Origin of the sequence: Paracoccus nototheniae (assembly GCF_004335005.1) — a bacterium.
GTDB classification, from domain to species: domain Bacteria; phylum Pseudomonadota; class Alphaproteobacteria; order Rhodobacterales; family Rhodobacteraceae; genus Paracoccus; species Paracoccus nototheniae.
Genome location: NZ_RQRT01000010.1, coordinates 52,145 through 75,218 on the forward strand (window position 1 = coordinate 52,145; position 23,074 = coordinate 75,218).

Genomic DNA, 23,074 nt, shown 5'->3' on the forward strand with positions numbered 1-23,074 from the left:
GGGCCAATCGTCGGCGGCATGAAAGATGCCTATTCCCTGATCCTGACCGCCATCGAGAGCGGCACCTATCGTCCCGGCGACCGGCTGGTCGAATCCGAGCTGGCCGAACGCTTCGGCGTCAGCCGCACCCCTGTGCGCGAGGCGCTGCAACGGCTGGAAACCCAAGCCATGCTGGTGCGCGACGGGCGCAGCCTGATCGTGGCCTCGCTGGATCACAACCAGCTGGCGGAACTGTACACCGTGCGCGCGGAACTGGAGGCGCTGGCCGGGCGGCTGGCGGCGCGTCACGCCACCCCCGAAGAGGTCCGCGTGCTGGCGCAGATGGTCGATGAGGACCGCCGCGCCAAGGGCGACCCCGAGGTGATGGCGCGGGCCAACAAGCGCTTTCACCGGCAGATCCATCTGGCCTCGCATAACCGCTATCTGGTCCAGCAGCTGGATCTGGTGCACCGGACCATGGCGCTGATGGCGCGGACCTCGCTGGCCGCCGAAGGGCGGGGCGACACCGCGCTGGCCGAACATGCCCGCATCGTCGAGGCGATCGCGGCAGCCGACGGGCAGGCGGCGGACCGGGCGCTGCGCCAGCACATTTCGATGGCATGGGAGACGCGGCTGAGGCTTGAGGCGCAGGCGGGTGGCTGAGCCACGGCTGCCACGGCTGATCACCACGCAGGCCGATCTGGATGAGGGATGCGCCCATCTGGCCAGCGTCTGCCCGGTCTGGGCGCGGGTTCTGCCGCAGCTGGGGCCGCTGCCCTTGCGCAGGCGCGACGACGGGTTCGCGGCCATCGCCCATGCCATCGTCGGCCAGCAGATCTCGGTCGCCGCTGCCGGGGCGATCTGGGCGCGGATGGAAACTGCCGGCCTGACCGCCGAGGCCGCGATGCGGGGGGCCTCGGATGAGGATCTGCGCGCGGCGGGCCTGTCGCGGCCCAAGCAGCGTTACCTGCGTGCGATTGCCGGGGCGGGTCTGGACTGGCCGGGCCTGCGCGCGATGCCTGACGATCAGGCCCTGGCGGCGCTGGTCGCGCTGCCCGGCGTGGGGGTCTGGACCGCCGAGATCTATCTGAAATTCGCGCTTGGCCGGGCCGATGTTCTGGCGGCGGGCGATCTGGCCCTGCAAGAGGCCGCGCGCACCCTGTACGACCTGCCCGCGCGCCCCGGGCCCGCCGCGCTGCGGGCCCTGGCCGAACCGTGGCAGCCATGGCGGGCGGTTGCGGCGCGGGGGTTGTGGGCCTATTACCGGCTGGCCAAGGGACGCGAGGGAACCATATGACCGACATGCTGACATCCGACCGCAAGGGCCCGCAGACCGCCACCTCGGTCGTGGTCTTTGTGCATGGCTATGGCTCGGACGGGGCCGATCTGATGGGGCTGGCCGATCCGCTGTCCGCGCATCTGCCGCAGACCGCCTTTTACGCCCCCGACGCGCCGGAACCTTGCCGCAACAATCCGATGGGATATCAGTGGTTTCCGATCCCCTGGCTGGACGGCTCGGCCGAAGAGGATGCGCGGTCCAGCATGGCGCAATCGACGATCGCGTTGAATGCGTTTCTGGACCGGGTGCTGGCGGATGAGGGGCTGACCCCCGACCGCATGGTTCTGGTGGGCTTTTCGCAGGGCACGATGATGACCCTGCATGTCGTGCCCCGCCGGGCAGAACCCATCGCTGGGATCGTCGGCTTTTCGGGCCGCCTGCTGCAGCCCGAACTGCTGGCGGAACAGGCCCAAAGCCGTCCGCCCGTCCTGCTGATCCACGGCGATCAGGACGAGATGGTCCCCTTTGACGACATGGCGCTGGCCGGACAGACCCTGCAAGAGGCCGGCTTCACCGTCTATGGCCATGTGATGGAGGGCACCGGCCACGGCATCGCGCCCGACGGGCTGTCGGTGGCGCTGGCGTTCCTGAAAGAGCATCTGAAGGACTAGGCCGGGGCAGGGCCGCCCCTTGCCCATGGTAGGCAAGATGGACAAACGGCCCCAACTCTCCTATCGACCGAAGAAATCCGACCCTTTGGCGAGCGTTTCCGACATGCCCCTTTCCGCCACCCCGACTGCATCATCGGACGCGTCCGTTCCCGCAGAGCTGGTCCGCGCCCTTCGCGAACATGCCGATTTGCCCGCCCTGCAGGATCGCGACCACGCGCTGAGCTATGCGGAACTGGCCGATTTCGTCGCGCTGTTCCAGGACCGGCTGACCGATGACGGCCCGGTGGCGATCTTCGGCACGCCGGGCGTTCTGCTGGCGGCGGCGGCGGTCGGATGCGTGATCGGGGGGCGGCCCTTCGTGCATCTGGACCCGGCCATGCCACAGGTCGTGCTGACGAATATCGTGGACGAGCTGGCTGTGGGCACCATCGTGACCTGCCAGCAGCCTGCGCCCGGCCAGTTGCCGGATCGCTGCCGCATCATGGCCGCGCAGGGCTGTCTGGGCCAGCGACCGCCCGCGACGCGTGCCCCGCTGGTCGCCGTGGAAGTGGCACCGTCTGACATCATCTATCTGGTCGCCACATCCGGCACGACGGGGCGGCCCAAATGCATTCCCGTCACCCATGACGCGGCCTTTCTGTCCTATCGCTGGCGCGACGCCTTTACCCCCTATGACCCGACGATGAAGATCGGCATCTATATCTTTGCGATATGGGAGCTGTTTCGCCCGCTGCGGAACGGTGCCGCGCTGGTCTTTCCGGGGCTGAACGACCTGATGTCGCCGCAGGCGCTGGTCGCGTTCCTGTCGCGCCATGCCATTGACGAGATGCTGTTCACCCCGTCCTTTTTCGAAAAGACGCTGACCGCGATCGACCCCGCAACCGGCGCAGCCCTGCCCTTGCGCCGCGTGATCCTGAACGGAGAGGTGGTCGGCGACCGTCTGGTGGCCGAGGCGCGCGCGCGGCTGCCCCATGCGGAGCTGTGGAACCTCTACAGCATCTGCGAGACGCATGACATCAGCATCACCCGGCTTGGCGGCGCCCCGGGGTTCGGGCAGGGCACGGCGGTCGGGGTGGCGATGCCGCATCTGCAGGCGGTGGTGCTGGACGATCAGGACCGGCCCTGCCCGGCGGGTCAGCCGGGGCTGCTGCATTTCGAAGGCCCCCGGATGCTGGGCCCCGGCTATGTGAACCGCTCTGATGAGACCGCGCAGCGGTTCCGCAGCCTGACATTGGACGGGCGGGACTGCCGGCTTTATGACACCGGCGACCGGGGCTTTGTGGCGGCGGATGGCCAGATCCATGTGCTGGGCCGCATCGCGCATATGCTGAAGCTGCGGGGCCACAGCATCCAGACCCGCGAGCTGACCGAGACGATGGCCGCCCATCTTGCCTTTGCGCAGGCGATCCCATGGGTCCGGCAGGATGGCGATCAGGGTCAGGTTCTGGTCGTCTATTACACCGCCGATGCTGCCCAGATGGACCGGAATGCCGCGTGTTGGGGACTTGGCGCAGGCTGGGCGCGGATGCCCGCCGCGCTGGCCGGGGCGTTGCAGCAGGGATTGCCGCGATATTGCATCCCGACCTGGCTGGTGCATCTGGACGAGATCCCGATCAACCCGGTTTCGGGCAAATGCGATTTCAAGGCGCTGCCTGCGGTTCCGTCCGAGACGGCCCGACCCGACGGCGCCCCCCATGACGATGCGGCCGACGCCCTGCCCGTTACCCGCTTCGCAGCGCGAATTCTGGGCTGCCCGGTGGGCAGCGTCGATCCCGCCCGGTCCTTTCACGATCAGGGCGGCGATTCGCTGATGTGCGTCGATCTGCTGCTGTCGCTGGAAACAGCCTATGGCCGCCCGGTCGATTTTGACTGGGCGCTGAACCTGCCGCTGCTGCGGCTGCATGATCTGCTGACCGACACGGCCGCATCCGGGCCCCGGCCCGACGCCTTCCGGCAAAAGGGCATCCTGCTGACCGGTGCCACGGGCTTTCTGGGCGGTCATGTGCTGGCCGAGGCCGCCCGCCATCTGCCCGCCGATCAGGTGATCTATTGTCTTGTGCGTCCGCGCAATAACGATCCCGCAGCCCGGCTGGCTGCGCAGGCCCGCGCGCATGGCGTGCCCGCCGACCGGGTCGTGGCTGTTGCGGGGGCCCTCGACGATCCGCGTTTCGGCCTGCCGCAAGGCGCCTATGATGCGCTGGCGGACAAGGTCGGGGCCGTGATCCATTGCGCGGCGATGGTCAATCTGGCCATCGACCGCGCATTGATGGAGGCATGGTCGCAGGCCGGGATCGCGACCATCGTGCAGTTCTGCCGCGATGCCGGGGCGCCGCTGGCCTTTTCCAGCTCGACCTCGGTCTTTCCCGATCGGGGTGGGCCGTTCCCCGAAGGGCCTGCGACGCCTTTCGACGGCATCTCGGGCTATGGCGCGGCCAAGATCGCGGCCGAGGATGCGATTGCCCGGGCGGGTATCGCCGCCGCGATCCTGCGCCTGCCCTCGCTCTATGATCTGGAGGCGCCCAATCCCAAGGATATCTACGAGGTCATTCTTGAGGCCTGCCGCCAGTCGCAATGCGCGCCACAGGGCATGGCGTTCCGAATGACCGATGTGCGGGCGGCGGCGCGGCTGCTGGTGCAAGGCGCTGTGCCCCAGGGGCTGCGCATTGCCAATCTGATCGCCGATGACGCCGTGGGCGCGCCGGGTCTGGAAACCGTGCCCCTGGCCGCCTGGCTGGACCGGGCGCCCCTGTCCCCGTCCGAGCGGCGCTTGCTGCAGGAGAACCCGACCATCCTGCAGGCGGATGCGCGTTACGACAATGCGGCGGCCAAGGAATTGTGGCCGGGGTCGTTCGCGCAGATCTTCGACAGGCCTGCGCTGATGGCGCGGCGCCTGTCGTCTGATCCGGCTTTGGCCCCGGCCATGGCGGTCACCACAGGGATCCGGCGTTGACCTGATGATCGGCCATGGTGATCGCCCGCGCCGCATCGCTGGCCAGAAATGATGCAAGGGCCGCGATCTCGTCGGGCTGGACCAGCTGGCCCTGCGGGTTCGAAGCCTCATAGGTGGCGCGGACCTCGGCCTCGGACTGGCCCGATTGCGCCATGTCCTGGGCGATGAACTGCTGCAGCATCTCGGTTTCGACCCATGTCGGGCTGATGCTGTTGCAGGTGACGCCATGCGCCGCCCCCTCCAGCGCGACGCAGCGACCCAGACCCAGCAGCCCCGCCTTGGAGGCGCAATAGGCGGCATTGCTGGCCATGCCCTGATGCGCCGCGACCGAGGCGATGTTGACGATGCGCCCCCATTTCTGCTGCATCATCACCGGCATGACCGCCCGGATCATCTTGAAGGTGCCGGTCAGATTGGTGTCGATCGCATCGTCCCAGATGCCATCGGGATGGCCGGGCACCGGGGCCTCTTCATAGACGCCCGCCGCGTTCACCAGCACATCGATGCGCCCGTGATCGGCCAGAACACCCTGAACAAAGGCGGTGACGCTGTCGGACCGGCGCACGTCCAGCGCCGCGACGCTGACCTGCGGCCCAAGCGTGGCGCGCAGATCGCGTTCGAACGCCGGATCGTCGCCGCGCCGCGCGCCGATGCGCAGGGTCAGGCCATCCGCCACAAGCCGCCGCGCGACGGCCTTGCCGATCCCTGACAGTCCGCCGGTGACAATTGCGATCCTTTGTGTCGTGCTCATCGTTTCAACCTGCTCTTTGACGAAGGTGGCCCACGGGTGGCCCGTGGGCGTGAAAGGCAGCCTTGTGCCAGCATCCGGGGCCCTTATGGCGGGGGCAGGGCCTGTCGTCCAACAGGAAATCCCTAAGGCCCGCCGCCGAAAGGCCCCGGCGGCCAAGGATGCGGGCCTTGCGAAACCGGGACGGTTCGGCCCGCAATCTGACGCCGCGCGGCTTAGGGCAGGACCGGATCGCTGGTCCGCCTGACATACAGATCGCCGCCGTCGCGGTATCTTTCGGCCATGTCCTGCATGCCCGCCTGCGCCTCGGACTGCGCGCGGGCCTGATCGCGGATGTCGTGGCTGATCTTCATCGAACAGAATTTCGGCCCGCACATCGAACAGAAATGCGCCAGCTTATGCGCCTCTTTCGGCAGGGTCTGATCGTGAAAGGCGCGGGCGGTGTCGGGGTCCAGCGACAGGTTGAACTGATCCTCCCACCGGAACTCGAACCGTGCGCGGGACAGGGCGTCGTCGCGCAATCTGGCAGCCGGATGGCCCTTGGCCAGATCGGCGGCATGGGCGGCGATCTTATAGGTGATGACCCCGGTTTTCACATCGTCGCGGTCGGGCAGGCCCAGATGTTCCTTGGGCGTGACATAGCACAACAGCGCGGTTCCGAACCATCCGATCATCGCCGCTCCGATGCTGCTGGTGATGTGATCATAGCCCGGCGCGATATCGGTGGTCAGCGGGCCCAGAGTATAGAACGGCGCCTCGCCGCAGACGGCCAGCTGCTTGTCCATGTTCTCCTTGATCTTGTGCATGGGAACATGGCCCGGCCCCTCGATCATCACCTGACAGTCGTGGCGCCAGGCCATTTTGGTCAATTCGCCCAGGGTCTCCAACTCGGCAAACTGGGCGGCGTCATTCGCATCGGCCACCGATCCGGGTCGCAACCCGTCACCAAGGCTGAAGGTCACGTCATAGGCGCGCGCGATCTGGCAGATCTCTTCGAAATGCTCATAGAGGAAACTTTCGCGGTGATGATGCAGGCACCATTTTGCCATGATCGACCCGCCCCGGCTGACGATCCCGGTCACCCGGTCCACGGTCAGCGGGATATGGTGCAGCCGCAGCCCCGCATGGATGGTAAAGTAATCGACACCCTGTTCGGCCTGCTCGATCAGCGTGTCGCGAAAGATCTGCCATGTTAGATCCTCGGCGATGCCGCCGACCTTTTCCAGCGCCTGATACAGGGGCACCGTGCCGATGGGCACCGGCGCGTTGCGGATGATCCAGTCGCGGATGTTGTGGATGTTGCGGCCCGTGGACAGGTCCATGACCGTATCGGCGCCCCACCGGATCGCCCAGACCATCTTTTCCACCTCTTCGGCCATAGACGAGGTGACCGCCGAATTGCCGATATTGGCGTTGATCTTGACCAGGAAATTGCGTCCGATGATCATCGGCTCCAGTTCCGGGTGGTTCAGGTTGGCGGGGATGACGGCGCGACCCCGCGCAATCTCGTCGCGCACGAATTCCGGGGTGACCAGATCGGGAATGGCGGCGCCAAAGCTTTCGCCGTCGCGGGGCGTGGGCGCGCGCAGGGCCTGACGGCCAAGGTTCTCGCGGATCGCCACGAATTCCATTTCCGGAGTGATCACGCCCGCCCGGGCCGCGGCCAGTTGCGTGACGGCGCCTGCCCCCTTGGCCCGCAACGGGCGGTGGCGCTGCGGAAATTCCGGGGTCAGCCGGTCCGCGCCCACAAAGCCGTTATCCGCCGGCTGCACGGGGCGACCGTCATAGGCCACCACATCGGCCCGCGCGGCCAACCAGCCCGCCCGCAGGCGCGGCAGGCCCTGATCGATCGCGGTGACCGCCGCCTGATCAGTATAGGCGCCCGAGCTGTCATAGACCGTCAGCGGCGGCTCGGCCGCGCTTGGATGCAGGGCGATCTCGCGCATGGGCACGCGCAGGTCGGGGAACAGGACGCCCGGGCGGTGCACCTTGGTGGATGCGGGCAGCGGGCCGGTGGTCACAGCCGGGGTGGGCACCGTTGGGGTGGAGTTATTGGTCATGTCAGGCTCCTTGCGACAAAGCATCAAGGACCCAGCATGCTGGAAGGGGGAATGAATGCCGCATGCGCCGACCCCAAGGTCTGCCGCAAAGGGCATCCGCACCGTCCCTACGCCAGTATGAACTGGATCAGGTTCATAGGGTCCCTGCGCGGCCTTGCGGCCCAGCAGCATCTCAGCTCCTTGCCGGAGCCCCCCTGGTGAGGGTCTGATCGTGCAGGCGATATCGCGGCTTGTCAACGCGGAGCATGGATTTCGGAGGGGGTGGATCAGGGCGGATTGCGCCGTCACGCCGATGGTCCGCGCAAAACGCGGCATTCCCCGAAGGGATGCGCGCCGTCAAAGCGTCGGATTGGCTGTAGCTTGGGAAGTTTTGGCTCCGGCGGTAGGGGTCATGAAATAGAAAACAACATTTCCAAACGGTCGATGCTTGGAGGCTCGAGCCATGTCAACATACTAAAAACATTAAATTAAAATTGATTCCCAGCGACCTAGCAAAAGTTATGTGCTCAAAGAGCATCTTGAGACCAATAGAAAGAAGAAACTTGAAGTAGGCCAAAAAGTAGGCCACACTCTACTGGAGAACTATCCAGATCGGTGACTCATGGCGAGAACGACACGACTTTTGACAAGCAAGGACGTTCAACGAGCCTTGCGGGGACAGCTTGAACCAAAGCGATATGCCGACGGCGAGAACCTATATCTCCGTGTCAGAAGCACCGGCTCTTGCTACTGGATCTACATGACGGTGAAGGACGGTCGAAAGACCGAATTGACGCTGGGAAAGGTCGCTGACATGGGTGCAGGAGGACCTACGAGCGACTTGCAAAAAGTCGCAACTGCATCGCTCGAGGCTGCTCGCGTCGCTAGGGGCACAGTGGCACGCGACCTAAAATCGGGCATCAAAATCGCGACCATGACAACCAAAGAAAAAAAGAACGCTATACCGACTGAGCATCCCTTGGCCGAACTAGCTGTCGTTTACGCGGCCTACAAAGGTTCGTTAAACCGAAAGCGCCAACTTGAACTGGCACGCCTTCTCAAATCGCTAACGTTTGCTGCTCCAGATGTGACTGATATTCGAATGATTACAAAGGCTCACGCACGAAAATGGCGGGATGCGCGAAGGCAGGCAGTGTCAATTGAAAGTGTTGTTAGAGAATGCAATGTTATTAAATCAATATTTTCTATCTATATTAACGAAAGAGATTTAAATATAGCAAACCCATTTGTCGGTTTGCCGATACAGGAGGCATCAGCAGGGCGCACCGCAATGGAAAAACGGCTGCCATTGTCGATTTCTGAAATTCATCTAATAAGAGAAAAAATATATGATAGCTGTCGTAATGTGGAAGTCGGTTACATCTGGGATGTTTTAGCATTAACAGGTGCTCGTGGCGCTGAGATACAGGGGTTGAAGTGCTCTGATGTCTACCTACAGCACGCTATTCCTCACCTTCGGATCGAAACGAGCGATGGACGGTCGGTTAAGTCGGATGAGTCGATAAGATGGATACCGTTATATGGTCTTGCGTATGATGCAGTGCAAAACGCTCTAAGAAAAAATTATAGCACCGGCCATCTTTTCGGGCGTTTAGGCAAGGTGGGCTACACCAACATTTCCAATGTCATTATGAAGCAGGTTCGTAAAGTGACTGCAGACAAGAGAAAAGTTGGCCATAGTTTACGGCATAGTATCGTTGATCTATTGAGAGAGAATAATATACCGAAGGAAGTTTCGTATCCGTTCACGGGGCATGCATCCTCAGAAATATCGGAGAAAGTATATGGATCTCGCGAAAAGCAGCTTTATAAGACAAATGAAATAATTAAAGGAATGATGGAAAGGTATTCTCAGTCAATCGCGGCAAAGACTTAGGTATGCGCTAATTGAAAATTTGAAACTTTTCACCAGTGCGCCTATATTTTTCTTGACATTCCCGGTAGGCTATGGTATGGTAGAACCAACATGAAAAAACGCAGAAGAAAATCTGCGCGGCGTGTTGCAACTCCTAACACATAAATAAAGTATATGTCGTTAGTGAGGCTTTATGGAAAATTTACATATTAGAATACCGTCGTCGGTCAAACGCAGTTTGCGGCAACGAAGTCAGGCATTAGGGATTTCAATGTCTGCTTATTTACTTGTTATTATTGATGCTGAACTTACTCGTCGCGATATTTCTGCGACCGGGAGTGAGGAAATGGAAGAAACGGCACTGGGCTTTTGCCTTATTCAGTGACCGTCTAGGGAATCCCTGAGGGGAGCCAAAACCATCTGCCAGTTATCATCTGCCCAACAGCGGGCATTATTCGATGCTAATCCGAATTGCCGGGCTAGCAAGGTTTAATAATGGGAGTCATACATCGCTATAAGGAGATACTTTGGAAAATGTTAAAATAAAAAATTACTTGCGTGCGTTTTCGGAAGAAAATATAGAAAATACTTTTCTTGCAAATGCTGCCTGCGGAATGAAATCGTTTAGCCAGCTGGACGAGCGGTGTATCACAATAAGCGCACATATGTCCAATAAGCAATATCATGGACTTATTTGCCGGTCAATCTTCGAGACATCAGAAAAGCTATGCTATCAAAGTGGTTTGAAAAAGCAGAGCCCATCACACTGCGGGTTAGTCTCTTTCATCGACTATGACGGCAGCAAATTCACGTCAGCCGATAGGAATGGTAAAAAGCCCCACTTTCATGCTCTCTTATTTTTCCCGCATGGGCTTCAACCTGCTGCAGTAGTAGATCTTACAACTCGCATTAAAAATTTACTAAATGACTTTGGATATAGAGGAATGCTTCAGAACGGTTGGCGATCAAGTAACTACGTCAAAGAATTTGATCGGCATAGGCCTGCTTCCAATAACTCATTGCGACCGGCATCGCTAAGCAGTGCAGTCTTGTATGCCGCCAAAGACGAAGTGGCGGAGGGCGCCGATTTTGGTGTTTATCTACCTTTTGATGAACGTGCTCAAATGGGGAGAAACGCGTATCGTGCAATGGTAAAGCAACGAAGTATTATTATGTTTCAGTTGAGGGGTGAATCGCAGTGGAAGATTTATCGGCAACCCCAAATCAAGGATTGTATGTGATAAGGCGGTCTTATTGCGAATAAAGTGCCACAGCTTTAAATTAAATTAAACTTTCATTCTTTGTCGTCAGGTGGGGCGTCGGTCGATTTAAGCACCTCATTGCCGGTAACTGATGATGTGCGGTGAATTTTATCGCTAAGATAGTAGACAGCAAACAGAGTAAGTGTAAGCATCTGGAAGAACAGGAATAAAAAAACTCCGAAGGTAATATTTGAAAACCACCATCTCGTCTTTACCCCCTCAATTGGTATCCCTACAGAAACCAAACTCGAAAGGCTGGCTACAAACAATAAGACTAGTGATACTATGCAGCAATACCCGAAAAGTAGACTGAGGAAATGCCGCTGGGTTATCTCAATTAACTCTATTTCCCCCATCTTCCCACGCATCGGCAGGTAAACAGAACGACCCCTTGAGTCTTCTGGAAAAGTCTTATCTATTTCAGTTGACCCGGAAAAAGTGGAAACAGCTGCAAGCGAAGCAATGTAGAACGGGAATAGGATGGAAAGTAGTGGGGCTAGTTTGGGAAAGAACCCACCATCACGCCAATAGCCTACCGATATTGGTGCGAAGAAAAGAAATGCGATGAGTGAAGATGTGGCAATAAGTGGATAGATGTAATTGTAACGCTTTGAAAAGGGAGACTTGATGCGCAGGTAAAACAACGTGCGAAGCAATGTGGAATCATGCAGTCGGGCTTTGATTATATCAATCATTTAATCAACGACTTGAGTTTTTTGGAGTATGCCTTGTGTATGCTCTTAACGTGAATTTCAAGAGGATCAGAGAGTGGCAGTTCAACTCGCTTTTGCGGAATGAACATTGCGGCAAGAAAGTCGGTGGAATTACTATCTATTCCAACAACTTTCTGTTTATTGTTTTCATCTTCGATTGTAATTGATATCTTTTTTGCTTTTGATAAGGGAACAAGTTGAGTTATTTGTTGGAGAATTGCCGATCCGATGCTTCCGGTAGGACGGTTCGCTACTGAATAGAATACTTCTCGCCGCTCTGTTACGGGATATGCCCCGTCGCCTCTCGTGCCATCCTGTAGAGACTGTTCGATCCACTTCACGCCCTTCAACTTACCTCCGGCTGCTAGAACGCCTGCTATCGTCGTGTTCCCTGATGCCCCGAAGGTTAGTCGAGGCACCCAATCTTTAATTTCCTGGGTGCCTGAGGGATTGGTGCGCTTCATTGGCTTCTTAAAATGCTTTGCCACAATTGTATTGAGATGCTGAACGATATAGGACCGGGCAATGAAGTCGTTATTTTCTATGCACATTGGATAGGTCGCGAAGTTATCATGTTTGCTGGCAATATTGATCGCGACATGGGCACTTATGACCGGAGATTCATTTTGACCACGTAGATTCTTGCGATAACTTCCGCTCTTAACATCAGTAACGACGTGATCGGGGATCGTCGGATCGATGTAGTTTATCAGAAGAAGAGCAAAATCTCCATCGATAACAACATCGGCAAGTCTAATTTCAGCCTCGCCCTTTAATGTAGGAGTAGGGCTCTTCTTTTCCTTTGCTTTCAACTGTGAAAATAACAGCTGCGCGGTTGGGACATGGTTGGGGAAGTAATTTTGACGAGTTTTGATGTGGAGTTGCCCAACATAAACGTAGCGATAAAAGTCTGAAAACATGAAAATTTTTCCCTGTTGAAGGCAGATGCATCTTATTGTGCGTCAACTTTGAACAACTATAGGGATAGTGGCAACATGTTTGAGTTTGCTTGGCACATATTTCATTGCTTCCGGGTTCATTGACCGCGGATGTCATACCTTTGGAGGTGGCTCAACGTGTGGAGAGGTTTCTCACTCGAGAACAAAGTCCGCCGAAAAAGCTAAAGTGCACCACCGAAGCATGAAGTGCAATTCTATGCGGAAATCTGGTCCGTGCTCATCACTGCGCGACGCTGTCAGGATATATCGCTACAAAGTCAAAGTAGGCCAAAAAGTAGGCCAAAACCTAATGACGCAACGCATATAATGCACTGATATCAGTAAGTTAGGCCTCAGATTTTGGCTCCGGCGGTAGGGATCGAACCTACGACCAATTGATTAACAGTCAACTGCTCTACCGCTGAGCTACGCCGGAACACGGGGCGGATATAGCAACCCCACCGGGGGGCGTCCAGAGCCGTTTGGCGGTTTTCGGTCAGCTGGGTGAAAAAATCGTGTCGGACGTGAATTCGTCCGGAAAATCAACGGCGCCCAATTGGCACAGCGCGATCAGATGGGCCAGCACGTTGCGCGCGGCGGCGGGCAGCAGGGGCGGGGGGATGGTATAAAGACGCCGGGCAAGGTCCGTGGCGGTGCCCGGCGCCTGATGCAGGGCGGTCAGGATCTGGGCGGTGCGGGCGCGGCGGTGGTGGGCCAGTTCGTCCAGACGGGGCAGGGGGGCCTCGATCGCCGCGCCGTGGGTCGGCAGCAATTGCCGGGGTGCCAGCGCCGCCAGACGGTCCAGCGAGCGGAAGTAGTCGCCCAGATCCCCGTCGGGCGGAGAGATCAGGGTCGAGGACCAGCCCATCACCAGATCGCCGCAGAAGATCCGCCCGCCCGGGGGGCATCCGCCCGCCAGCCCGCCCTCTGGCTCATCCGGCGACGGCCTGCCTGACGGCAGATCGTCCCACAGAAAGCTTAAATGTCCTGCGGCATGGCCGGGCGTGTGCAGGGCGGTCAGCTGCCAGTCGGGGGTGGCGATCACCTCGGTGTCGCGCAGCAGGCGGTCGGGGGCGAAGTCGTGGTCCAGCCCCTCGCCGCCGCCGACCAGCCCTTGGGCCGCCAGCCGCACCATCAGGGGCGAACGGCCCGCCAGCGCATTGCCGAAGGCCAGCACCGGCGCCCCGGTCAGGCGCGACAGGCGCCGGGCGCCGGCGCTGTGGTCGCGATGGGCATGGGTGACAAGGATATGGCCGATCCGGCCTTGGCCTGCGCGGGCCACGGCCTCGATATGGGTGGGATCGTCGGGGCCGGGGTCGATCACTGCGACATGATCCGTGCCGATCAGAAAGGTCGTCGTGCCCGGACCGGTCAGGGCCGAGGGATTCGGGGCCAGGATCTGCAACGGATCTTTCGCGGGGGCGTTCATGACGTTAGCCTAGCGTGCGACGGAAGGGGTTTCCATGTCCAACCAGACCGACGGACCGATTGCCCGGACCCTTGTGCCGCGGGGGCTTTACGCGCGCGCCGCGCTGATCCTGTTCCTGCCGGTGGTGGTGGTCACGCTGGTCGTCAGCGTGATGTTCCTGCAGCGCCATTTCGAAGGCGTCACCCGGCAGATGACCACCAGCATGTCGCACGAGCTGACCTTTGTCGCCCGGCTGATCGACCATGCCGCCGGACCCGAGGCCGCGCGCCGGGCGGGGATTTCGGTCGCCCGTCCGCTGGAACTGACGCTGGAGCTGCCGACCGATCCGGTCGAGGGTGATCAGCGGCTGTTTTATGATTTCTCGGGGCGGGTGGTGACGCAAGTGCTGCGCGATGCGCTGCCCAATGTCATCTCGGTCGATCTGGCCAGCGACGACAACCGGGTGGTGGTGGCGCTGAACGGGCCGGTCGGGCCCTATGCGCTCAGCTTTGACCGGCGGCGGGTCAGCGCGTCCAATCCGCATCAGCTGCTGGTGCTGATGGTGGCCACCTCGCTGTTGATGACCGGGATCGCGACGATCTTTCTGCGCAACCAGCTGCGCCCGATCCGGCGGCTGGCGGCGGCCGCCGAAGAATATGGCAAGGGGCGCATCGTGCCCTATCGACCCTCGGGCGCGGCCGAGATCCGCAGTGCGGGCACGGCCTTTCTGGACATGCGCAACCGGCTGGAACGCCAGAACGAACAGCGCAAGCTGATGATGTCGGGGATCAGTCATGATCTGCGCACGCCGCTGACCCGGCTACGCCTCAGCCTGTCGATGGCCTGCCCCGACGCCCCCCCCGATGCCGAGGAATTCGCCGCGATGGAGGCCGATATCGCGGAAATGAACCGCATGGTGGACGGCTTTCTGGACTATGCAAGGGACGAGGCGCAGGACCGCCCGCCCGAGACGGTGGTGGCGGCGGGTTTTCTGGAAACCATCGTCGCCGATGCGCAGCGGGCGGGTCAGTCCGCGACGCTGGTCCAGTTCGAGGGCGACCGTCAGGGCGAGGCGATCTTTCGCCCCGACATGCTGCGCCGGGCGCTGGAAAACCTGATCGGCAATGCCGTGCGTTATGGCAGCGTGGCCGAGATGGACGCCTCGCTTGGCCCGCGCAGCCTGCGCATCGGGATCGAGGATGACGGTCCCGGCATCCCCGAGGACAGTCTGGACGCGGCCATGCGTCCCTTTACCCGGCTGGACCCGTCGCGGCGCAGAAACAGCGCGCAGGGGGCGGGGCTGGGTCTGGCCATCGCCGCCGATGTGGCGCGCGCGCATGGCGGGCAGCTGCGTCTTGGACGGGGCCCGCGCCTTGGCGGCCTGCGGGCCGAGATCGTCATCCCCCGCTAGGGCCCCGCCAAAAGCCGCGCTGTGCCGTCACGAAGGCAGAATTGGATTGCATTCTTCCTGTCATATTGAACGCAAGGGCCGCCCGACCTAGATTGTGCCCATGCAGAGGTCGCGCGTCGCCATGACGGGACCGCGGCTTCGGGCGGAAAGGACAAGACCATGACGGAATTCACCACTCAGACCTATCCGGTGTTGCCTTTGCGGGACATCGTGGTTTTCCCGCACATGATCGTGCCCCTGTTCGTGGGCCGTGAAAAATCGGTGCGCGCGCTGGAAGCGGTGATGGAAACGGACAGCCCGATCCTTCTGGCAGCCCAGATGGATGCGGCCGTGGACGAACCGACGGAAGACGGCATCTTTCGCGGCGGCGTTCTGGCCAATGTGCTGCAATTGCTGAAACTGCCCGACGGCACCGTCAAGGTGTTGGTCGAGGGGCGCGAACGGGTGCACATCACCGATTTCGTCCCGCATGACGACCACTTCATGGCCGAGGCCATCGTTCTGGAAGAAACGATGGGCGACGAGGCGACCGTCACCGCGCTGGTCCGCACCGTCTCCGAGGAATTCGAGCGTTACGTCAAGGTGCGCAAGAACATCCCCGACGAGGTCGTGACCGCCGTGTCCGAGGCGTCCGAGCCCGGCAAACTGGCCGATCTGGTCGCGGGCCATATGGGCATCGATCTGGACCGCAAGCAGGATCTGCTGGACACGCTGGATATCTCGGCGCGTCTGGAAAAGATCTATGGCCATATGCAGGGCGAGATGTCGGTCCTGCAGGTCGAGAAAAAGATCAAGTCGCGCGTCAAGACCCAGATGGAAAAGACGCAGCGCGAATATTACCTGAACGAACAGATGAAGGCGATCCAGAAGGAACTGGGCGACGGCGAGGATGGGCAGAACGAACTGGCCGAGCTTGAGGCGAAAATCGCCGCGACCAAGTTCAGCAAGGAAGCCCGCGACAAGGCCGACAGCGAGCTGAAAAAGCTGAAATCCATGTCGCCCATGTCTGCCGAGGCCACGGTCAGCCGCAACTATCTGGACTGGCTGCTGGCTTTGCCATGGGGCGTGAAATCTCGCACCCGCAAGGATCTGGGGCGGGCCGAGGCGATTCTGGATGCCGACCATTTCGGGCTGGACAAGGTCAAGGAACGCATCGTCGAATATCTGGCCGTGCAGGCCCGCAGCACCAAGCTGAAGGGTCCGATCCTGACGCTGGTCGGCCCTCCGGGCGTGGGCAAGACCTCGCTCGGCCGGTCGATCGCCAAGGCGACGGGGCGCGAATTCATCCGCATCTCGCTTGGCGGCGTGCGCGACGAATCCGAGATCCGTGGCCACCGGCGGACCTATATCGGGTCCATGCCCGGCAAGATCATCCAGGCGCTGAAAAAGGCCAAGACCACCAACCCGCTGATCCTGCTGGACGAAATCGACAAGATGGGGCAGGATTTCCGGGGCGATCCGGCCAGCGCCATGCTGGAGGTTCTGGACCCGGAACAGAACTCGACCTTCGTGGACCACTATCTGGAGGTGGAATACGATCTGTCCAACGTCATGTTCGTGACCACGGCCAACAGCTATAACATGCCCAGCCCCCTGCTGGACCGGATGGAGATCATCCCGCTGTCGGGCTATACCGAGGATGAAAAGCGCGAGATCGCCAAGGGCCATCTGGTGTCCAAGCAGATCGCCGCGAACGGGTTGCGCAAGGGTGAATTCAGCATCACCGATGCCGCGCTGACGCATATGATCCGCTATTACACGCGCGAGGCCGGGGTCCGGTCGCTGGAGCGTGAGATCGCGAAACTGGCCCGCAAGGCCGTGACCGAGATCCTCAAGGGCAAGGTCACCTCGGTCGAGGTGACGCCTGAAAAGGCCGAAGAATATCTTGGCGTGCGTCGCCACCGCTATGGTCTGGCCGAGAAAGAGGATCAGGTGGGCGTCGTGACCGGCCTTGCCTGGACCTCGGTCGGCGGCGATCTGTTGCAGATCGAGGCGCTGCGTCTGCCCGGCAAGGGCCGGATGAAGACGACCGGCAAGCTGGGCGACGTGATGAAGGAATCGATCGACGCGGCGAACAGCTTTGTGCGATCGGTCGCGCCGGAAATCGGGGTCAGGCCCCCGGAATTCGACAAGCGCGACATCCACGTCCACGTTCCCGAAGGCGCCACGCCCAAGGATGGCCCGTCTGCGGGTGTCGCCATGGTGACCTCGGTCGTGTCGGTGATGACCGGCATTCCGGTCCGCAAGGATGTCGCCATGACCGGCGAGGTGACCCTGCGCGGCCATGTTCTGGCCATCGGCGGCCTCAAGGAAAAGCTGCTGGCGGCGCTGCGCGGCGGCATCAAGACGGTGCTGATCCCGCAGGACAATGAAAAGGATCTGGTCGAGATCCCGGACAACGTCAAGGAAGGGCTGACCATCATCCCGGTCAGCAATGTCCGCGAGGTTCTGCGCCACGCCCTTGTCCGCCAGCCTGTCGCGGTGGAGTGGGACGAGGCCGCCGAAGAGGCCGCCGAGGCCGCCCGCGTGGCGGGACAGCGGTCGCCCGACGGCGCGGGCAGCACTGTCGCGCACTGATCGCTGCAGGTAAGATGATGGGCCGGGGGCGTCACGCGCCCCCGGCCCTTTTTCATGCCTGCCTTTGGGCAACCGTAAGAAAAGATTGACCTAAGGTCATATTGCGCTAGGCTTTCCCTGGGTCGCCAACGCCGACCGCCAGAGGGGAGAGCCCGAGATGTCCCGTGATCCGACCGATCCCCGGCTGCCCATGGCCGGAGCCGGAACCCGCCATCCGCATGTGGCGACCGTCGTGCCCAAACGCGATTTCGTGGACCGGGTGGTTGCCGCCTCGGGCGCCCGGCGGGCCGAGGCGCGGCCCATCATCGAGGCGACGCTGGAGCAGCTGGGGCAGATCCTGTCCGCCGGGCACACGCTGGCCGTGCCGCCTTTGGGTCGGGCGCGGATCAATCTGGAACGCGACGCACGGGGTGGTGACGTGATCACCCTGCGCCTGCGCCGCAACCCGCGCCGCATCCCGATCGAGACCCCCGACCTGCCCGCGCTTTTGTCCGCCGCCGTCTGCGCGCCCACCGATCCCGCCCCGCCCTGTGAAAAGAGCTGAGCGAAACGGATCGCGCCTCTTGCAACGACGCACGGCTGCCGCTAGAAGCCAGCGCGACGGGTGATTAGCTCAGTGGTAGAGCGCTTCGTTCACATCGAAGATGTCAGGGGTTCAAATCCCTTATCACCCACCATTCCTTCCCGCCCGACGCGACCCGCGACATTCGCGCACCCCGCGCGCCTGTTGATCGCGGCAGCCTGCATCCCCACGTCATGACGGACCGTCCCCAGCCAAAGGCCGCCCGCATGTTCGACCTGCCCCACGCCGATCCCGCCAAGGTGCCGCTGGCGACGAAACCCCTGGGTCTGTGGGGCACGGCGATGACCGCGCGCCGCAACGTGCTGGAGCTGATCCCCGCCATCGCCACGCGCCAGCCGATGGTGTCGGGCAAGACCGGGGTGCGCTGGCACATGGTCATGGATCCGGTCGCGCTGCGCCGCATTCTCAAGGACAAGGTCGAGGATTATCCCAAATCCGTCACGACCAAGCTGATCCTGAAGCCGGCCATCGGCGACAGCTTGTTCGTGGCCGAAGGCGCCCATTGGCGCTGGCAGCGCCGCGCCGCCGCCCCCGCCTTTGCGCAGCGCCATGTCGAGGCGCTTGGCCCGGTCATGACCGCCGCCGCCGAGGCGTCTTGCCGCCGTCTGGCTGCCGCGCAGGGGCCGGTCGATCTGTTTCAGGAAACCGTGGCCGCGACCTTCGAGGTGATCTCGGACGTGACCTTCTCGGGCGACGGGATGTTCGACCGCGATGCGGTGCATGGCTCGATCGACGCCTATATCGCGCAGACGGCCAAGCTGTCGCTGATGGATGTGATGGGCCTGCCCGCATGGCTGCCGCGTCCGGGGCGGGTTTTCGCCGGGCCGGGGCTGAAGCGGATGAAGGACATTGCCGATCAGGCCATCGCCAGCCGCGCGAAGGCCGCCGAAAAGGATGGGCCCCCCGATCTGCTGGACCTGCTGCTGGTGGCGCAGGATCCCGAAACCGGCCGGGCGATGAGCCGGGACGAGCTGCGCGACAATCTGCTGACATTCATCGTGGCGGGGCACGAGACGACCGCCCTGACCCTGGCATGGGCGCTGTATCTGTGCGCTTTCGATCCCGCCGTGCAAGAGGCGGCGGCATCCGAGGCGCGCGGGGCTTTGGGTGACCGCGCCGCCACCGCCGCCGATCTGAGCGCGCTGCCCCTGACCATGCGCATCGTCAACGAATCGCTGCGCCTTTATCCGCCCGCCGCCTTTCTGTCGCGCACCGCGCAGGTGGCCGATACGCTGTGCGGGCGCGAGGTGCGGCCCGGCGATACGGTCATGATGCCGGTCTATGCGCTGCACCGTCACCACCAGTTGTGGGACCGGCCCGACGCCTTCGATCCCGACCGCTTTCTGACCGCGCCCAACCGCTATGCCTTTCTGCCGTTCGGCGCCGGGCCGCGCATCTGCATCGGCGCCAGTTTCGCGTTGCAAGAGGCGGTGATCATCCTGTCGACCCTGTTGGCCCGTTTCCGCTTTGCCCGCATTCCGGGCAGGGAACCGCAGCCACGCATGATCCTGACGCTGCGCCCGGAGGGAGGCGTCTGGCTGAGCGTGCGCCCCCGCGACTGAGGCGGCCGGCGCGCGCACGGGCTTGCCCTTGCTCACGCGACTGTTACAGACTGTCCGCGAACATCCAGCGGAGCGCATAATGACCGCCATCATTGATTTCCTGAACACCATTTTCTGGGGCTATGTGCTGATCTATGGCCTTCTGGCCGTGGGGATCTATTTCACCGTGCGTCTTGGCTTTCTGCAGTTTCGCCATTTCGCCGAAATGTGGCGCTGCGTGCGCGGCTCGGATGAGACGGACAAGGACGGGATCACGCCGTTTCAGGCGCTGTCCGTGTCGCTGGCCAGCCGCGTGGGCACCGGCAATATCGCGGGCGTCGCCGTCGCCTTGACGCTTGGCGGGCCGGGCGCGATCTTCTGGATGTGGATGGTGGCGCTGGTCGGCATGGCCACCGCCTATGCGGAATCGACGCTGGCGCAGCTGTACAAGACCCATGGCGCCGACGGCATGTATCGCGGCGGTCCGGCGCAATATATCGCGCGCGGTCTGGGCCTGCCCTGGCTGGCGGCGCTGTTCGCGGTAGCGCTGATCATCGCTTTCGGGCTGGTCTTCAACGCCGTGCAGGCCAACTCCATCGCGCAGGCGGTCGAGGGCGCCTTTGGCATCAATGCGGGCATCGTGGGCATCGTCACGGCAGTCCTGTCGGGCGTGATCATCTTTGGCGGCATCCCGCAGATCGCCAAGACCGCTCAGCTGGTCGTGCCGGTCATGGCGGGCCTTTACCTGCTGGCCGCAGCCATCGTTCTGGTGATGAATCTGTCCGAGGTGCCGGGCATCCTGATCGGCATCATCCGGTCGGCCTTTGGCCTGCAAGAGGCCGTGGGCGGCGTCGCGGGCGGCGTCATGGCCGCGATGCTGAACGGCATCAAGCGCGGCCTTTTCTCGAACGAGGCGGGCATGGGCTCTGCCCCCAACATCGCCGCCGTGGCGGTGCCGAACCCGCATCACCCCTCCAGCCAGGGCTTCGTGCAGGCGCTTGGGGTGTTCATCGACACGATCCTGGTCTGCACGGCGACGGCGATCATGATCCTGCTGGCCGATGTGATCCCCTCGGACGCGCTGACTGGGGTGAACCTGACGCAGGCGGCGCTGTCGGACCATTTCGGCGGCTTCGGGCAGATCTTCGTGGCGGTGGCGATCTTCTTCTTCGCCTTCACCTCGATCATCGGCAATTATTCCTATGCCGAAAACGCGGTCGTCTTTCTGGGCGCGGGCAAGACCGGGATCATGGTGCTGCGCGTCGCGGCACTGGCGATGGTGGTCTGGGGGTCGCTGCAGGCGGTCACCACGGTGTTCAACTTTGCCGATGCCAGCATGGGCCTGATGGCCACGATCAACCTGATCGCCATCGTCATGCTGTCGGGAACGGTGGCCCATGTCACCCGCGACTATCTGCGCCAGCGCAAGGCCGGGACCGAGCCGCGCTTTCACATCGGCGATCATCCGGGCATCGCACCCGGGGTGAATCGCGACATCTGGAAATAGGCCCGGCACCGACCGGACGGGCGCGCGGCCTTTACCCCGCGCGCCCGCCCATGCTAACGCGGGGCCATCAAGACAAGGGCCCCCGTGATGAACGATGCGATGGACGATCTGACCCCCCTGCGCCAGCAATGGCTTGACCGTATCAACGCCTCGACCGACCCTGCGGCCATCGAAGAGGTCCGTCTGGCTGCCCTTGGCAAAAAGGGCGAGATCAGCCTGAAGATGCGCGAACTGGGCAAGATGAGCCCCGAGCAGCGCCAGACCACCGGCAAGGCCCTGAACGAGGTCCGCGACGAGATCGACGCCGCCCTGCGGGCGCGCAAGCTGTCGCTGGAGGATGCGGCGCTGGACGCGCGTCTCAAGGACGAATGGCTGGACGTGACCCTGCCGGGCCGCCCGCGCCGTCAAGGCACCATCCACCCCATCAGTCAGGTCACCGAAGAGGTCACCGCGATCTTTGCCGATATGGGCTTCGCCGTGGCCGAGGGGCCGCAGGTCGAAAGCGACTGGTACAATTTCGATGCGCTGAACATTGCCCCCGAACATCCCGCCCGGCAGGAACATGACACCTTCTTCATGCACCGCGCGCCCGGCGATGACCGCCCGCCGCATGTGCTGCGCACCCATACCTCGCCCGTTCAGATCCGCGCCATGCAGGAACAGGGCGCGCCGATCCGCGTCATCGCGCCGGGCCGCGTCTATCGCATGGACATGGACCAGACCCACACGCCGATGTTCCACCAGATCGAGGGTCTGGCCATCGACCGCGACATTTCCATGGCGCATCTGAAATGGACGCTGGAGGAATTCTGCCGCGCCTTCTTCGAGGTGCCCTCGGTCGAGCTGCGCTTTCGCGCGTCGCATTTCCCCTTCACCGAACCCTCGGCCGAGGTCGACATCCGCTGCTCATGGGAGGGCGGCCAGCTGAAGATTGGCGAGGGGTCGTCGTGGTTGGAGATCCTGGGTTCCGGCATGGTCCACCCCCATGTCCTGCGCTCGGGCGGGATCGACCCCGACCAATGGCAGGGTTTTGCGTTCGGCATGGGCATCGACCGGCTGGCGATGCTGAAATACGGGATCCCGGATTTGCGGGCTTTCTTTGAAAGCGATCTGCGGTGGTTGAGGCATTACGGCTTTGCGGCAGGGGATGTGCCGGGGCTGGCGGGTGGGTTGAGCAGGTAGTGCCTGACGCCGACGTCTGTTTCGCTTTTTGTAGTTGGTGGAGTTGGTTGCCGCCAACTGCATCCGTATTGGCAGATCTTGGGACATTTGTAGTTGGCCTTGGGGTCGCCGCCGCGTTTGGAACATACGCAGTTTAGCGCAAGCAACAGGTGGCACAGCGACAAGCGGAAGCGGCGCTTAGCCTGTTGGCTGCTGCAAGCGAAACCAATTATCGCCTCGGAATAGTGCTCTGGCCGCCGGTCGAAATTCCACTCAACGACCTCCAGCTAGCAAGAAAGAACTTGCTAGGGTCAGGATGCATTGATTTCCGTTTCGCGGCGTGATTCACGGCCCAGAAACGGAGCGGTGACATGAGCGACCTTTTCTGGCTGACTGCCGCGCAGATGGCACGCATGGCCCCCTTTTTTCCA

At 61.9% G+C, this 23,074-nt stretch carries 17 protein-coding genes, 2 tRNA genes and 1 riboswitch; of the genes, 13 read left to right on the forward strand and 6 right to left on the reverse strand.

The features are described 5' to 3' along the window. Positions 1-18 precede the first annotated feature (18 nt). The 4 genes from EG885_RS06540 (at position 19) to EG885_RS06555 (ending at position 4,879) form a co-directional block, all read left to right on the forward strand. Positions 19-642 carry a GntR family transcriptional regulator gene (locus EG885_RS06540; RefSeq protein ID WP_131573676.1) on the forward strand — a complete coding sequence of 208 codons (624 nt, stop codon included), beginning with the start codon at positions 19-21 and terminating at the stop codon, positions 640-642. Further along, positions 635-1,276: a DNA-3-methyladenine glycosylase family protein gene (locus EG885_RS06545; RefSeq protein WP_242679535.1), complete on the forward strand. Its 642-nt coding sequence runs from the start codon at positions 635-637 to the stop codon at positions 1,274-1,276. The genes EG885_RS06540 and EG885_RS06545 overlap by 8 nt, the downstream gene beginning before the upstream one ends. After that, the gene (locus EG885_RS06550; RefSeq protein WP_131573677.1) at positions 1,273-1,929 is read left to right on the forward strand and encodes an alpha/beta hydrolase; all 657 of its coding nucleotides are present in this window, start codon (positions 1,273-1,275) and stop codon (positions 1,927-1,929) included. Before EG885_RS06545 ends, EG885_RS06550 begins: the two co-directional genes overlap by 4 nt. Positions 1,930-2,032: 103 nt before the next feature. After that, on the forward strand, positions 2,033-4,879 hold the full coding sequence (locus tag EG885_RS06555) for an AMP-binding protein (protein WP_131573678.1): 2,847 nt from the start codon (positions 2,033-2,035) through the stop codon (positions 4,877-4,879). Here the strand turns inward: EG885_RS06555 and EG885_RS06560 are convergent. Then, positions 4,857-5,630, reverse strand: a complete 774-nt coding sequence (locus EG885_RS06560) for an SDR family NAD(P)-dependent oxidoreductase (RefSeq protein WP_131573679.1) — start codon at positions 5,628-5,630, stop codon at positions 4,857-4,859. The genes EG885_RS06555 and EG885_RS06560 overlap by 23 nt on opposite strands. A 212-nt stretch (positions 5,631-5,842) precedes the next feature. Further along, positions 5,843-7,687, reverse strand: a complete 1,845-nt coding sequence (thiC, locus tag EG885_RS06565; protein ID WP_131573680.1) for a phosphomethylpyrimidine synthase ThiC — start codon at positions 7,685-7,687, stop codon at positions 5,843-5,845. Positions 7,688-7,773: 86 nt separating this feature from the next. After that, a riboswitch (TPP riboswitch) is annotated at positions 7,774-7,893 on the reverse strand. Between the two features lie 395 nt (positions 7,894-8,288). On the opposite strand from thiC, the gene EG885_RS06570 reads away from it, so the two are divergent. Both EG885_RS06570 and EG885_RS06575 read left to right on the forward strand, forming a co-directional pair. Then, a complete protein-coding gene (locus tag EG885_RS06570) occupies positions 8,289-9,563 on the forward strand; it encodes an integrase arm-type DNA-binding domain-containing protein (RefSeq protein WP_131573681.1) in 1,275 nt (424 codons plus the stop codon). A 506-nt stretch (positions 9,564-10,069) separates the two neighbouring features. After that, positions 10,070-10,783, forward strand: coding sequence for a hypothetical protein (locus tag EG885_RS06575; protein ID WP_131573682.1), 714 nt, complete (start codon positions 10,070-10,072; stop codon positions 10,781-10,783). A 53-nt stretch (positions 10,784-10,836) separates the two neighbouring features. Here the strand turns inward: EG885_RS06575 and EG885_RS06580 are convergent, their stop codons facing one another. From EG885_RS06580 to EG885_RS06595, 4 genes are all read right to left on the reverse strand, one after another. Beyond that, complete coding sequence (locus tag EG885_RS06580; RefSeq protein ID WP_131573683.1) at positions 10,837-11,499, reverse strand: hypothetical protein; 663 nt, start codon at positions 11,497-11,499, stop codon at positions 10,837-10,839. Continuing rightward, on the reverse strand, positions 11,496-12,437 hold the full coding sequence (locus EG885_RS06585; protein WP_131573684.1) for a hypothetical protein: 942 nt from the start codon (positions 12,435-12,437) through the stop codon (positions 11,496-11,498). Before EG885_RS06585 ends, EG885_RS06580 begins: the two co-directional genes overlap by 4 nt. A 379-nt stretch (positions 12,438-12,816) precedes the next feature. Beyond that, positions 12,817-12,891: transfer RNA gene (locus EG885_RS06590), tRNA-Asn, on the reverse strand. Positions 12,892-12,951: 60 nt separating this feature from the next. Further along, on the reverse strand, positions 12,952-13,884 hold the full coding sequence (locus tag EG885_RS06595) for an MBL fold metallo-hydrolase (protein ID WP_131573685.1): 933 nt from the start codon (positions 13,882-13,884) through the stop codon (positions 12,952-12,954). 34 nt (positions 13,885-13,918) lie between these two features. On the opposite strand from EG885_RS06595, the gene EG885_RS06600 reads away from it, so the two are divergent. From EG885_RS06600 to pheS, 7 genes are all read left to right on the forward strand, one after another. Next, entirely contained in the window at positions 13,919-15,274 is a 1,356-nt protein-coding gene (locus EG885_RS06600; RefSeq protein WP_131573686.1) for an ATP-binding protein, read from the forward strand. Between the two features lie 159 nt (positions 15,275-15,433). Then, entirely contained in the window at positions 15,434-17,851 is a 2,418-nt protein-coding gene (gene lon / locus EG885_RS06605) for an endopeptidase La (protein WP_131573687.1), read from the forward strand. 157 nt (positions 17,852-18,008) lie between these two features. Continuing rightward, positions 18,009-18,395: a hypothetical protein gene (locus EG885_RS06610; RefSeq protein WP_207392216.1), complete on the forward strand. Its 387-nt coding sequence runs from the start codon at positions 18,009-18,011 to the stop codon at positions 18,393-18,395. Positions 18,396-18,453: 58 nt separating this feature from the next. Next, a tRNA-Val gene (locus EG885_RS06615) sits at positions 18,454-18,528 on the forward strand. Between the two features lie 112 nt (positions 18,529-18,640). Then, the gene (locus EG885_RS06620) at positions 18,641-19,996 is read left to right on the forward strand and encodes a cytochrome P450 (protein WP_131573688.1); all 1,356 of its coding nucleotides are present in this window, start codon (positions 18,641-18,643) and stop codon (positions 19,994-19,996) included. 79 nt (positions 19,997-20,075) lie between these two features. After that, on the forward strand, positions 20,076-21,482 hold the full coding sequence (locus EG885_RS06625) for an alanine/glycine:cation symporter family protein (protein ID WP_131573689.1): 1,407 nt from the start codon (positions 20,076-20,078) through the stop codon (positions 21,480-21,482). Between the two features lie 99 nt (positions 21,483-21,581). Beyond that, the gene (pheS, locus tag EG885_RS06630) at positions 21,582-22,664 is read left to right on the forward strand and encodes a phenylalanine--tRNA ligase subunit alpha (RefSeq protein WP_131573698.1); all 1,083 of its coding nucleotides are present in this window, start codon (positions 21,582-21,584) and stop codon (positions 22,662-22,664) included. Positions 22,665-23,074: the final 410 nt, after the last annotated feature.